Genomic DNA, 13,266 nt, shown 5'->3' with positions numbered 1-13,266 from the left:
CATGGAAAAGATACGCTGCCTGGTGGTTGATGACGAGCCTCTGGCGTTAGATATTCTAGCCAATTACATTAACCAGACGCCTTCACTGACCCTGGTGGCCACCTCTACTGACGCACTGGAGGCACTGAGCCTTATACAGCAGGGAAAAATTGATTTGGTTTTTCTGGATATTCAGATGCCTGCACTCACCGGCTTACAATTTTTACGGGTAGTGAATGGCAAATGCAAGGCTATTCTTACCACTGCTTATTCTGAATATGCTATGGAAGGTTATGAACTGGATGTAATAGATTATTTATTAAAACCAATATCGTTCGAAAGATTTCTGAAAGCAGTTCAGAAGGCAGTTAACAGGTTTCATGTAAATGGCACTTCTGCCATTGCAAATACCGAAGCAATTAGTGTGCCTGAGGTACAATTGTTACAACATGAGCCTCAACCTAATTTTCTGTTTGTAAAAACAGAATACAAAATAATCAAGCTCGATTTGGCCGATATCCTATACATAGAGGGTTTAAAAGACTATGTTTCCATTTACACAGGCGAAGAAAGGATTCTGACACTTCAAACCATGAAAAAAATGGAAGAACTGTTGCCGTCTGGCAGGTTTGCGAGGGTACATAAGTCATACATTGTATCGCTGGAAAAAATCAGCTCAATTGAACGCCAACGAATTTTTGTTGGCCGCGCCACCATACCCATCGGAGAAAGCTATTATAAAGACTTTATAAAACAAATAGGCACCGGATAATACTAGGGTGACTCTGCCAGTGCTTCTTCAATTTGGTCTGTAAGCGTTTTTGTGTTATTATCGCTCGGATACGCCACTTTAGTGAATGCAAAGTTACCTTTTTTGTCTATCAGAAAATATGCAGGAACGCCGGAAATGCCGTAATCCTTTAAGATAGAATTGTTTTCGGCTGTTCTCACATTTATTCCACCAATTTTATACATAGTAAGCGCTTCTTTCCAAGCATGTTCCCCATCCAGCGAAATCTGGATAAAAACAACATCTTTGTTTTCAAAATGGGTTCTTATTCTGCTGGAAAACTGTATATCACGCACACAAGGCCCACACCAGCTTGTCCAGAAATCAAGCAATACCACTTTACCTTTAAAGTCTTGCAGATTTATGACTTTACCGGAGCTATCGGCCAGCGAAAAAAGTTTGGCAGGTGCGCCCTTTACAAGCGTTTGTTGCAAAAAAACCAATTGATTAATGGTATTTTTGAATCCGGTGTGGTTGGTAAACTTCAAATAATCGATGGCGTTCTGTTTTATTTGGGCAGTAAGACCATTGGCATTGATACTATTTTTTAGTTTCGATCCCAGAAGACGCTCAGCCATTTCCTTTGTAACAAGTTTATTAACCCGCATGGTTTTAATGTACTGGTACTCCTGGTTTTCTGAAAGCATTTTCTTTCTTCTTTGACCTTCTCTGGCAATAAACAAATCAGCAAGGTTTAAAAATGCATTACCGTATTCAAGCGATGCCGCCTGTGCCATTGGCGGAATAACATCGGTCTGCATATTTTTCCGAATGTTTTCACTGGTCCAAAGCGGCATTTTTAATTCAGACAATGCCTCAATTTTATAGTTCTGAATTGCTCCGATAATATCTGCTTTACGGGTATCACGAAATGCCGCTGAAACATTGCCATATTTGCTCAGAAACCCCAGTTGAATTTCCTGCTCTTGCTGTAGTTTTTTAAAATAAACACCGGCGGGTTGTTTTTTCCATTTTTCAGCTTGTTGCTGCCAATCGCGTGTTTCCTCAAATTTCTTCCTGAAATCTATATAATATTCAAATTTTCCAGATCCGTTGCCTGAAACCTGCAGGGATTGCCAGAAATCTGCGGCATCAAAGTTTAGTTTTATGTCGTCGTCAGGCTCTGCAATCCAGAAATGAAAGCTCTGATTACCATAGAAGAAATCTATATAAGCAATGTCTTTTAAAGCGGTGGCAAAACTAAATTGGTTGTTGTCGTTTAAAACCAGATCATATTCTTCTTCGTCGCTTACCCAATCGCGATACAAAACAATCGTGGCTTTACGCTCAACAGGATTTTCAACTTCAGCGGTTAATCTGAAATTTGCCTGAGCCCATGCACACGGTGAGACAAGAAGTAAAAAGCATAGAATCCGTATCATTGGTATTAAGGATTAAATTCTGACCTGAAGTAGTGTTTCCTGAAAACTAAAACGGCGGTAGCGGTATTTACCAAAGCTATTAAAAATAACGGAACCCTGAACATAATCAACAACAAATATAGAACACCTACAAAAAATACCCGTTGCATGAAGGTATCATAGCTGATTCCGTTTATGTATTGCACATGATGGTTAAGGCATACGATAGACCAAATAAAAATAATGAGTATCAAAGAAAACCCGTAGTTCACCTCATGCGGTAGATTACGCAACACTACCACCAACTCTGGGATTACCAAAATGAAATAGGATAGGCCGAACTGAAACAACCTTTGCCAGTTGCTTAAGGGCAGGTTTCTGGTAATACTCATAAATCTGTTTTCAAATTCAAGATATTGCTGGCAAATAACCGTATGCCCGGCGGCTGCAAAAAGACCTCCCAAAGCCAGCAATCGCTCGTCATAATCATCTGTCGGATACAAATTACACACACCCATCAGAACCAGACAAGCAAATAGCTTGGTAAGCAGTAACAATACCGGCTGTTTTGAAAAAAGATATCTGATAAAAAACAGATATGGCGGGGTTGTGTAGCCGGCAAAAAAACTCCAGACTGCCCTATTACGTACTTGTGCGGCATTGGGTCTTTGTATGCGGTACTCATAGATAACTGCCCCTGCAACCACCAAAAAAACATTAAAAAGTACTATATAAACTACGGCCTGCCAGTTTTGTTCTTCAATTCCGAATTTTACCATAGCCAGTGCATACAAAAATGTTAACTGAATAAGGCTTAACTGTAAGCCACAAAATGCGAGAAATCTCTGAATGGCCGGGTATAAACGGGCATGGTATAGAAATTCGTTTTGGCGAGACTCAAGCAACCTGAGTGTAAATAGTGTTACTTTCAGGGCATGCAAAGCCCAAACGGCAAATGCCAATGCCAGTAAAGAAGGGTGTCGGAGGGTATTTTTTATGATTGTGATATGTTCTGTGGCTCTTAAAAACCCAAAAGCAAACATAAGTACTGCAAAAACAAAAACTGCATTCTGCCTGTAATACTCCTTTACGATGGTCTGGTTAAAAATTCTGAAAAGGCTTTTCATAACAGGCTCACGGCCTGGTTTTGTACCAGGTAAACATTTTTTATAGGAAGTTTCTCGAAACGGAAGTCCTGATGAGATGACATTAAAAAACTAACTCCCTTGTTTTCATAAGTGTCTTTCACCAGCTCATATATAATTTCAACACTTCTATCGTCTATGGTAATGAGGGGTTCGTCAAGCATAATTAACCTTGGACTGCCTAAAAAGGCCGATACCAATGAAATTTTCTTTAGCATACCACTTGAATAGGTGCTTAACGGGGTTTTCCAATACTGGCTTACACCCAGGCTCTCAGCCAGTGTGTTCAGGTTCCCCGGTTTATCTTGCTTGGCATTGGCAATAAATTTCAGGAGGTCGTATCCTGACAGATAATCGGGGTACATGGGTTCGGCTTCACTAAGGTTTACTATTAGCCGGTAGGCGACCGTATCCTTTTTGCAACTTAAATTCCTGAAACTGATTTCTCCCTCAAAAGGTACCATACCTGCAATTGATCTGAACAGTGTTGATTTGCCCGAACCATTAATACCCTTTACCCAATGTATACCCTCCGGGATATCCAGATGCTGTATTTCTAAAATTTTATGATTGTTATAGCTTTTTAGGAAATTACTGATTGTTAGCATGATTTTCTGTTACTCAATTTTTATACGAAAGAAATAAATTTTTATGAATTATTCCTGATTAAATATTTATTTACTGAGAGGCACTACAAACCATCTTTTTTTTGGCTGAATTGCCCTCTTGTATTATTCTTAGCTACGTTTTCATCATTTCAACATCTATAAAATTCGGGACAAAAATTAGTCTACTTTTTTTGTAGGATTTTTTAAACTTTCTCTTGCAATTTTCCTCAATTCGTTGTACTATTCAAATATTGGGATATATTATTAAAACAATTTTTAAAATTTTTTAAATTACTAATTGACTTGTATTCAATAAGTTACGTAAATTTGCATCAACAAAGGTTTTCCACGGAGACAATAACAGGTATAACTTTTTTGAGTTTATTCTTTTAATTAATTACTCCAACAGAAAACAAAAACAAAGAAAATTATGAAAGCACTAGTTGTAGCAATCGCAATCATCGCGTCATCAGCAAGCATCAGCTTAGCACAAAGCACTTCAAATGGTAAAGTAAGTGCAACAGAGAAAGTAGCAAACCTTAGCGTTCAAAACCTGGGTGGTCTGCGTTTCAAATTGTCATTCGAGAATCCGACTAAACAAAAAGCGCAGATAATTTTAGTAGACAACAACCGTACAGTATATTTCAATGAATACGCCTCAGGTGATGCACAATATTCAAAAGCATTTAACCTTAACAATCTGGTAGACGGCGAATATACTTTTATCGTTGAAACTCCAACTGAGAAAGTTTCGAAGAATTTTGTAATCCGCACAGAAATTAATCGTGGCGCTATTTTAGCAAGTAATCGTTAATCTCTGTGAAATGCTGTCTAATACACAGAAACTAGCAGTCCCCACAAAAACCTTTGTCATAAGCAGCGTCATTTCAAAATTGAGATGATGCTGTTTTTTTTGCTCCTTCCATAAGGTTCTCAAGCTGAAACACTGCCAAAACTATTGCTCCTACCGGCTGTAACTACCTCCTTTTACATTTAAAAGATTAAGAAATATAACTATTTATTTGGAATTAGTCTAAATAAAGATTTAACTTTGTGCATTATTTTTATTCAGTCTAAATAAAAATTAAAATGCGATATTGTTACCTAACACTGTTTCTGATACTAATTCTTAATAAAACACATGCACAACAAACCAACGGAAAAATTACTGGCCGGGTTACCAGTAATGGTGCCGCGCTGGCAGGAGCGTCAGTGCTGATAAAAAACACGGGCATTGGCACACTAACACAAGCCGACGGAAGTTTCAGCATATTGGCTCCGGAGGGTAATCAGGTTTTACTGATACAGTTTATTGGGCATGAAACTGCCGAGCAGCGGGTGAAGGTACAGCCTAAAGCCACATTAAATACCGGAGACATTCATCTGATTGAAAAAACCAACATACTTCAGGATGTGGTTATTACGGGCCAATTCGGGCCGCAATCTGTAAGAAACTCTGTTTATCAGGTCAGAACAATTACAAATGAGCAAATAAGATTAAGAGGGGCAACCAATATACAGACCGTTTTAAATACAGAACTGGGAATGCGTTTTTCAAACGACCTTACCCTGGGTACAACAGATGTACAGCTGATGGGGATGTCGGGCCAGAATGTAAAAGTATTGCTGGATGGCGTTCCGTTAGTTGACAGAGGCTCTACCCGCGAAAGCATAGGCCAAATAGATATTAACATTATTGACCGCATAGAAATAGTAGAAGGGCCCATGTCTGTCAGTTACGGCACCGACGCACTGGCGGGCGTAATAAATATTATTACCAAAAAAGCAGAAACAGATGCTACCTGGACACTATCGGCTCGTGTGCAGGAAGAATCAGCCGGCAAAGAGTATGAGGCTTTTCAGGGTAAAGGTACGCATAATGAGTTTCTGGGTGTGGCCTGGCAAAGAAAAGGCCTGCAAATAAACGGCAATTTTACCCGTAATTTTTTTGGAGGCTGGCAGGGTTTATCTACTACGCGCAGCAAAGAATGGATGCCCAAAGAACAGTATCTTACTACTGCCGGCATTGCCTACCAGACACAAAAATTTAATGGCTGGTATCGTTTCAACGGTACTAACGAAACCCTAAAAAGTTTAGGCAACACCTACACAAACAATCAAACGGGTAACCTTTCGGCCACCGACCAGTATTATATCACCAATCGGTGGTTTCATCAGGCGCAGGGTGAGTATCAGGTAAATGAAAAAAACAGCTTCACCGCTGCCTTATCTTACACTGATTACAGCCGTAAAACCGAAACTACCGATATTGACCTGATACGCAACCGCCGTACGTTGTCATTAACACAAGGCGGGCAGGATAAAGCCGTTTTCCAGACCGCTTTTGCGCGGCTAACAGGCCAACACAAGTTGTTACCTTCGGTTTCGTTACAGCATGGGCTTGAAATCAACCTAAACTCAAGTTCAGGCGCGCGTATTCAGGGTACACCCGCCATTAGCGAGTATGCTTATTTTGCTTCGGCTGAATTCAAACTAAATCCGCACATAAACATACGCCCGGGGCTGCGCTTCATTAAGAATTCGGTTTATGATGCGCCTCCGCTTATACCCTCGGTTAACACCAAATTTACACTGGCCAAAGGCCTTGACCTACGCATGGCCTATGCCAGGGGCTTCCGCTCGCCTGCCCTGCGCGAATTATACTTTACTTTTTTTGACAGTAACCACTCTATCAAAGGGAATACGAATCTGAAAGCCGAATACAGCAATAGTTTCAATGCTTTTTTGTCGTATCAGGTCATTGAAAAACCAAAACTCAGGTTAAACTCAACAATCGGCGGTTTCTATAACGTATTTAATAACCTTATTTCGATTGGAATTGACCCGAATGACCCACAGGTATCTACCTATATAAATGTTGACAAGTATAAAACCACAGGAACCACCTGGAATAACACCTTCTATTGGGAGAATTTTCAGGCTACCTTGGGATATTCATACATCGGGCGTTTTAACCGCTTCTCTACCTCCGAAAGCCTGCCAGCGTTTGTGTGGTCAAGTGAAGTAAATTCAAACATCCGGTACACATTCCCGAAAATCAATGCCAGTGTGAGTCTCTTCTACAAGTTCACAGGTAAGCAGCCGGCGTATCAGACAGTAAATACCGAAAACGGCCCGCAGGCCCGGTTGGCAGAAACTTCTGGTTTTCATACCTCTGACCTGACGTTTAATAAAATTGTGTTTAAGAATTTCTCGTTACTGGCCGGGGTTAAAAACCTATTCAATGTTACCCGGGTTAATAACTCTGCTGTTGAAACCGGCGGTGCACATAGCGCAGGCGGTGGCGCAGTGCCTATGTCTTACGGGCGTTCTTATTTTGTGGGCTTAACAGCACAACTTACTCAGCACTAATAGTTTCTTTATACATACAACAGTTTAACCAAAATAAAAATGAATCGAATTTTTAACAAATTTCTGATTGCATGCAGTATTGTAGTGATAAGCGCATGTGAAGAAAAAGTAGAATTACCAGATAACCTGGCCGGCTTTACAACTACACAACAAGGAATTGAAGGAGACGAAACCACTGTTCAGATAGCTTTAAGCCGTGCCACTGATGTATCAGTGCCTATAACCATTCAGCTTACACCAGCACTGGTTACATATGATAAAGAATTTGTTACCGAACCTGCCTCCGTAAACAATGTACTGAACTTAACTGTGCCAAGCGGGCAGTCTGGCGTATCGTTTAAGGTAAAGAAAAAGTCAAACGTTTTTCTGAATGGTGATGAAACCCTCACACTTAAAATTACTGCAATCGGCAACCCTGTTTTATCTAACAAAAACACCGAAATGAAATTGAGCTTTGCGGCTATTACGTCTGCCGGAAGCACATTAACGCTGGAAGGTAAAACGTCTGAATCCAACTATACCAACACGGTTTATGCCGATTTAAGCGCTAATGCCACTACTGCCGTGAATCGTAAGAGCTGGAACCTGGGCTTCTATCAGGGAGGGCAATACCGTGTAATTCTTAATCCGGGTTATCAATCTTCAGCAACTGCCACGGCTAAAACCGACATTACAGCAGTAACCCTGGCAGATGCCGATTTAGTACCAGACCTCAACTTCACTGCCGGTGCCGAGGGTTCTGCTGCTTTGGCCGATTCATGGGATGGAGACCTTACCAAAACTGTATTTGCGGAAGTATCGGCTACTGAAACCAACAATAGAGTATATCTGGTTAGCTTTGAAGGAAACAAAAGCAAAGAGCAATGGTATAAGGTAAAAGTAAACCGCAACGGCGATGGATACAAAGTTCAATATGCCAGAATTGGTGAAACAAGTATCAAAACAATTGATGTTCCTAAAAATGCTGATGTAAATTTCAGCTTCCTTTCATTAGAAAGCGGTAATCTGGTGTCAGTAGAGCCTCGCAAAATTAACTGGGACATTGCCTGGGGATACAGTACTTCAAATGCCGGAACGGTACCGCCTACGCCCTATTGGTTTCAGGATTTCATAATGCTGAACTACGCAGCCGGAGCCGAGGCCGCCGAAGTGCTTACCAGCACTGTAAGCTATGATGCATACGCTGAAGCAAATATTGCTACCACAACATTTGTTAAAACCAGAGATGCCATAGGCAGCAAATGGCGTGCTACCACAGGCACGGTAGGTATAAAACGCGACCGCTTTTATGTGATAAAAGACCCGCTGGGCAATGTATATAAACTGAAGTTTGTAAGCATGGGTCTTGGAGCTGATGGCGGTGAGCGGGGCAAACCTGTAATTGAGTACAAGATAGTGAAGAAAAAATAAGTACTGAGTTAGAATTGGTTCAGAAAAAGGTCACGGGCATCTGTGGCCTTTTTCTTTTTATACCCTTTATCAGTAATAATCTTGGTTTGGTCTAGCAATAGTTTGTGTAAGTCTACATTCTGTCATTCATTGCCTGTTAAGACCTTGGATACCCCCGGGTACTGTTTATATTTGACTACTTGTTTTGTAAGTATCTACTGAAATCTATCAATATATTTAGAAATTTTCTTAAACTTGGTAGAATTTAAACCCATCAGAACCAACCCCAACAATTACTAATGAATAACTTTAACATTAACAGGCGCCAATTTATTACCGGAGCGTCAGCCACGCTTGCATTGTCCACATTCGGCGCAAGAGGCATGGACATCATCAATCCGCCAAGTGCATATAAAGTAGCGTTAATTGGTACCGGCTGGTACGGTAAAAGCGACTTGTTCCGCCTGATTCAGGTAGCGCCGGTAGAAGTAGTAGCGCTCTGCGACGTTGACAAAAATATGCTTAATGAAGCCGGAAAGCTGGTAAGCCAAAGGCAGAAGTCTGGCAAAGTACCCAAACTATATACTGATTACCGCAAATTACTGGCCGACAACCAGCTTGATATTGTGCTGGTTGGAACACCCGATCACTGGCATGCGCTGCAAATGATAGATGCAGTAAAAGCAGGAGCCAACGTTTATGTACAGAAACCCATTAGTGTAGATGTTATTGAAGGAGAGGCCATGGTGGCAGCTGCCCGTAAATATAACAAAGTGGTGCAGGTAGGTACGCAACGCAAAAGCACACCTCATCTGATAGACGCCAAGAAGAATATTGTTGATGCCGGATTACTCGGTAAGATATCGCACGTTGAAATGTGCTGCTATTACCACATGCGTAATAACGGTAACCCTCCGTTACAGGCAGTGCCAGACTATTTTGATTATGAAATGTGGACAGGCCCTGCCCCGATGAGGCCTTATGACGGCCTGCCGCATATCAGATGGTGGCGCACGTTTGAAGAATATGGCAACGGTATTATGGGCGATATGTGCATACACATGTTTGACACTGTACGCTGGATGCTGAAACTGGGCTGGCCCAACAAAATATCTTCTACGGGTGGTATTTATGTACAAAAAGATGGCAAATCTAACATTCCGGATACCCAATCGGCGATTTTTGAATATGATGAGCTGAATTGTGTATGGCAGCACCGAAGCTGGGGAACGCCCAATAACCCAGACTACCCCTGGTCTTTTACACTGTATGGAGAAAAGGGAACACTCTGGGCAAGTACTATGTCTTATGATTTTATTCCGCAGGGTAAGGGCGAAAAAATACACAAAGATGTGGTTTTTGAAAAAGAGAAATACCCTGAAGATTTAAAAGAAGAACGAATAGAGCTGAACGCAGCTCCTGCTACGCGCCTGCACATGCTCGACTTCCTGTCGGCCATTGAAAATAAAAGCAGACCTGTGGCAGATATTCAGGAAGGTCACATTTCAACAGCCAGCTGCATATTAGCTAATATATCAATGAAAGTAGGCAGACCTGTAAAATATGACCCGGTGAAACGCGAAGTTGTTAGCGACCGCGAAGCCACCGCACTTCTGGCGCGTCAATATCGCCAACCCTGGAAACACCCGGACCCAACCCGCGTTTAGAAATAACATAAAAAAATGGGAGAGGCTGGCTGATGCTTACCTCTTCCATTTTTTTATTATTCATGTATCACTTCCATTTGATATTGCAACCCATGCTCGGATATTGCATTTCTGATACCGGCTGGTTTGCAAGAATAGCATCTAAGGCAATTCTTACATCTCTACCAGTAACCGGCTTCGGGTTTTCTTCTCTCGGGCGAGATTCGTCCAGTCTACCTCTGTATTTTAAACGCAAATCTTTATCAAATACATAAAAATCTGGTGTGCAGGCAGCATCATAAGCTTTGGCTACCTCTTGTGTTTCATCAAACAAATAAGGGAAGGTAAAGCCGTTTTCTTCTGCAAAGACCTTCATTCTATCAGGACCGTCCTGCGGATAACTGACCACGTCATTAGAACTGATTGCCACAAATGCTACCCCCAGGGGTTGGTAATCTTTAGCCAATCTGACAAGCTCTTCTTTAACATGCAACACATAAGGGCAATGATTACATATAAACATAATAACGGTAGCTTTGGCAGACGGCAAATCTCTCAAAGACAGATTTGTTTCTGAAACAGTATCAGGCAAAGTAAATTCAGGCGCTTTTGTTCCTAGCGGAAGCATATTTGATTCTGTACGGGCCATTTCTATCTTAATTATTAAACCGTAGTAAATTGTTCAGCTTACAATTAAACCAATAGGGGAAAACTTGGTTTCGGTTGTCATAAGAGCAATTGGTTTAAACTATTTTTCGTTTTAAGTATCAAAGAGTAAAAATCACATAAACTTATGAAAAAACACTCGAAATTTCGCACATTAACCCTTCTGGGCGTTTTTGTATTGTTAGCAACAATACTTTCAAGTTGCGTTTACACTGGTCGTCCGGTTCGTTATTATGACAGACCACCTTACGCACACAGGCATTATGTGAGGGTACAACCAAGGGTTGTGGTAGTGCCAAGATATGAGAAGCACAGACACCATTATTATAAACATCACCGGGACAATGGCCATCATCGGGGCCATCGTTAATCAACTGCCAGATTCTTAAACCATTCAATAGACTGCGGGTTTCTCATTGCATCCAGCGAAACCGCTTTTTCCACAGGAGTGCCCATCAGGATTTTCTTGATGGGCATTTCCATTTTTTTTCCACTGATGGTGTAGGGTATATCCGGCACATGAAAGATAATATCCGGCACATGCCTTGGGCTGTATTGTTTACGTAGCTGCGCTTTAACTTTGTTTTTCAGGGTATCATCCAATATCTGCCCTTCATTCAAAACCACAAAAAGCGGCATAAAAAAGCTGCCGTCTGCCTTTTCAACACAAATAATCAGGCTGTCTTTTATTTCAGATAAGGCCTCTACTGCATTGTAAACTTCTGCTGTTCCGATTCTTACGCCATCCCGGTTCAAGGTGGCATCAGACCTGCCATAAATTATAATTCCGTCATTTTCAGTAATCTTTATCCAATCTCCATGGCACCAAATACCCTGGTATTTTTCAAAATAACTACTTCTGTATTTTTCATTATTTATATCGTTCCAGAAATACAAGGGCATAGAAGGCATAGGTTGTTGAATTACCAGCTCCCCTACTTCATTAAATACGGGCTGCCCCTCATCGTTCCAGGCATCTATGGCAGCACCCAGCATACGGCATTGAATCTCTCCTGAATAAACCGGAAGATACGGGCAGCCACCCATAAATGCACTACAAACATCGGTGCCGCCGCTCAACGAAATCAATTGTACGGTTTTAGAAACATGTTCATATATCCATTCGAAAGCCTGCGGAGGTAATGGAGAGCCGGTAGAACCTAATGTTTTGATTTTTACAGGATTTTCGGCCAGATAGATTGCACCCTGCTTCATATAATTAATATAAAACGCGGCGCCGCCACCAAAATGGTCAACCTTTGCATCGCGTGCAAATTGCCATAATACATGGGCATCCGGGTAGGCAGGCGAGCCATCGTAGAGGCAAAGTGTAGCACCACATGCCAAAGAAGAGAGTGCAAAATTCCACATCATCCATCCAGTTGTGGAATACCAGAAATACCGCTCACCCGGCTGTACGTCCTGATGCAGCGCCAATGCTTTCAGGTGTTCAATCAGGTTTCCACCTGTGCTATGCGTTATGGCTTTGGGTTTTCCGGTAGTGCCAGACGAATACAGTATCCAGATAGGGTCATTAAATTCAACCGGTGTAAAAAAAATGGAATTTTCAGATATACTGTTAACAATATTAAGCCACTGGGTACTATCTACCACAATGGTGGTTTTAAGAGAGCTTAGTTGTTCTGACAACGCCAAGGTAATATCAGACTTGTCGAAATATTTTCCGCCATACTGGTAGCCGTGGCATGCAAACAAGGCCTTGGGTTCAATTTGTTGAAATCTGTCTACGAGGCTTTCAAGTCCGAAATCCGGCGAGCAGCAAGACCACACCGCCCCTAAAGCATTTACTGCCAGAAATATGGCAATAGTATCGGGGGTATTAGGCAGATACCCAACAACCCTGTCTCCTTTTTCAATTCCGTTTTCTTGAAGGTATTTCTGTATTGCTGCAACTTTGGTTTCAAGCTCCTGCCAGGTTATTTCGGTTAATTCATAGGTCTCAGATTGAAAAACAATGGCTGGTCTGGCAGAGGTTTTGTGCCTGAAGATATGCTCTGAATAGTTTAAAGTTGCCCCTTCAAACCAGCGGGTGCCAATCATTTCGGTATTGGGCTGGCGTAGCACAGACTGGTAGTCTGTGTGCGTTTTTATGTCGAAAAAATGAAATAGCGTTTCCCAGAACTTCTCAATATTAGTAACCGACCATTTCCACAGTGCTTCATAATCCTTAAAAGTCAGATTCTCTCGATTCAAAAGCCACGACTCATATTTTTTCAGGTTAGATTGCTCAATATAGCTGGCGGGTGGAGTCCACAACGGTAAATTCATGACTGTCTTTTTTTAGACAAT

10 protein-coding genes are annotated in these 13,266 nt (G+C 41.5%); 5 read left to right on the top strand and 5 right to left on the bottom strand.

The features are described from left to right. Position 1: 1 nt before the first annotated feature. A complete protein-coding gene (locus NZ848_RS05900) occupies positions 2 to 751 on the top strand; it encodes a LytR/AlgR family response regulator transcription factor (RefSeq protein WP_259014744.1) in 750 nt (249 codons plus the stop codon). Positions 752 to 753: 2 nt separating this feature from the next. Here NZ848_RS05900 and NZ848_RS05895 read toward each other — a convergent pair whose 3' ends face one another. From NZ848_RS05895 to NZ848_RS05885, 3 genes are read right to left on the bottom strand one after another with little or no spacing between them, the layout of a single operon-like run. After that, positions 754 to 2,151: a TlpA family protein disulfide reductase gene (locus NZ848_RS05895; RefSeq protein ID WP_259014743.1), complete on the bottom strand. Its 1,398-nt coding sequence runs from the start codon at positions 2,149 to 2,151 to the stop codon at positions 754 to 756. A 5-nt stretch (positions 2,152 to 2,156) separates the two neighbouring features. Next, positions 2,157 to 3,257 (bottom strand): hypothetical protein, encoded by a 1,101-nt coding sequence (locus NZ848_RS05890; RefSeq protein WP_259014742.1) that lies wholly within the window; start codon positions 3,255 to 3,257, stop codon positions 2,157 to 2,159. Further along, positions 3,254 to 3,883 (bottom strand): ABC transporter ATP-binding protein, encoded by a 630-nt coding sequence (locus tag NZ848_RS05885; RefSeq protein WP_259014741.1) that lies wholly within the window; start codon positions 3,881 to 3,883, stop codon positions 3,254 to 3,256. Before NZ848_RS05885 ends, NZ848_RS05890 begins: the two co-directional genes overlap by 4 nt. 430 nt (positions 3,884 to 4,313) lie before the next feature. On the opposite strand from NZ848_RS05885, the gene NZ848_RS05880 reads away from it, so the two are divergent. The 4 genes from NZ848_RS05880 (at position 4,314) to NZ848_RS05865 (ending at position 10,311) form a co-directional block, all read left to right on the top strand. Next, on the top strand, positions 4,314 to 4,697 hold the full coding sequence (locus tag NZ848_RS05880; protein WP_101728472.1) for a hypothetical protein: 384 nt from the start codon (positions 4,314 to 4,316) through the stop codon (positions 4,695 to 4,697). 275 nt (positions 4,698 to 4,972) lie between these two features. Continuing rightward, on the top strand, positions 4,973 to 7,255 hold the full coding sequence (locus tag NZ848_RS05875) for a TonB-dependent receptor (RefSeq protein WP_259014740.1): 2,283 nt from the start codon (positions 4,973 to 4,975) through the stop codon (positions 7,253 to 7,255). A 39-nt stretch (positions 7,256 to 7,294) separates the two neighbouring features. Beyond that, entirely contained in the window at positions 7,295 to 8,665 is a 1,371-nt protein-coding gene (locus NZ848_RS05870; protein WP_259014739.1) for an HmuY family protein, read from the top strand. 278 nt (positions 8,666 to 8,943) lie between these two features. Beyond that, complete coding sequence (locus tag NZ848_RS05865; protein WP_259014738.1) at positions 8,944 to 10,311, top strand: Gfo/Idh/MocA family protein; 1,368 nt, start codon at positions 8,944 to 8,946, stop codon at positions 10,309 to 10,311. Between the two features lie 67 nt (positions 10,312 to 10,378). Here NZ848_RS05865 and NZ848_RS05860 read toward each other — a convergent pair whose 3' ends face one another. Both NZ848_RS05860 and NZ848_RS05855 read right to left on the bottom strand, forming a co-directional pair. After that, positions 10,379 to 10,939 (bottom strand): thioredoxin family protein, encoded by a 561-nt coding sequence (locus tag NZ848_RS05860; RefSeq protein WP_259014737.1) that lies wholly within the window; start codon positions 10,937 to 10,939, stop codon positions 10,379 to 10,381. Between the two features lie 383 nt (positions 10,940 to 11,322). Then, positions 11,323 to 13,245: an acetoacetate--CoA ligase gene (locus tag NZ848_RS05855; protein ID WP_259014736.1), complete on the bottom strand. Its 1,923-nt coding sequence runs from the start codon at positions 13,243 to 13,245 to the stop codon at positions 11,323 to 11,325. Positions 13,246 to 13,266: the final 21 nt, after the last annotated feature.

It is taken from the genome of Emticicia fluvialis (assembly GCF_024793945.1).
Classification (GTDB): Bacteria; Bacteroidota; Bacteroidia; order Cytophagales; family Spirosomataceae; genus Emticicia; species Emticicia fluvialis.
This window is presented reverse-complemented; position numbering and strand designations above follow the sequence as displayed.

Coding starts and splice junctions, on each gene's coding strand:
- NZ848_RS05880 (WP_101728472.1), top strand. CDS start 4,314: ATGAAAGCACTAGTTGTAGCAATCGCAATCATCGCGTCATCAGCAAGC.
- NZ848_RS05900 (WP_259014744.1), top strand. CDS start 2: ATGGAAAAGATACGCTGCCTGGTGGTTGATGACGAGCCTCTGGCGTTA.
- NZ848_RS05860 (WP_259014737.1), bottom strand. CDS start 10,939: ATGGCCCGTACAGAATCAAATATGCTTCCGCTAGGAACAAAAGCGCCT.
- NZ848_RS05885 (WP_259014741.1), bottom strand. CDS start 3,883: ATGCTAACAATCAGTAATTTCCTAAAAAGCTATAACAATCATAAAATT.
- NZ848_RS05875 (WP_259014740.1), top strand. CDS start 4,973: ATGCGATATTGTTACCTAACACTGTTTCTGATACTAATTCTTAATAAA.
- NZ848_RS05865 (WP_259014738.1), top strand. CDS start 8,944: ATGAATAACTTTAACATTAACAGGCGCCAATTTATTACCGGAGCGTCA.
- NZ848_RS05855 (WP_259014736.1), bottom strand. CDS start 13,245: ATGAATTTACCGTTGTGGACTCCACCCGCCAGCTATATTGAGCAATCT.
- NZ848_RS05890 (WP_259014742.1), bottom strand. CDS start 3,257: ATGAAAAGCCTTTTCAGAATTTTTAACCAGACCATCGTAAAGGAGTAT.
- NZ848_RS05895 (WP_259014743.1), bottom strand. CDS start 2,151: ATGATACGGATTCTATGCTTTTTACTTCTTGTCTCACCGTGTGCATGG.
- NZ848_RS05870 (WP_259014739.1), top strand. CDS start 7,295: ATGAATCGAATTTTTAACAAATTTCTGATTGCATGCAGTATTGTAGTG.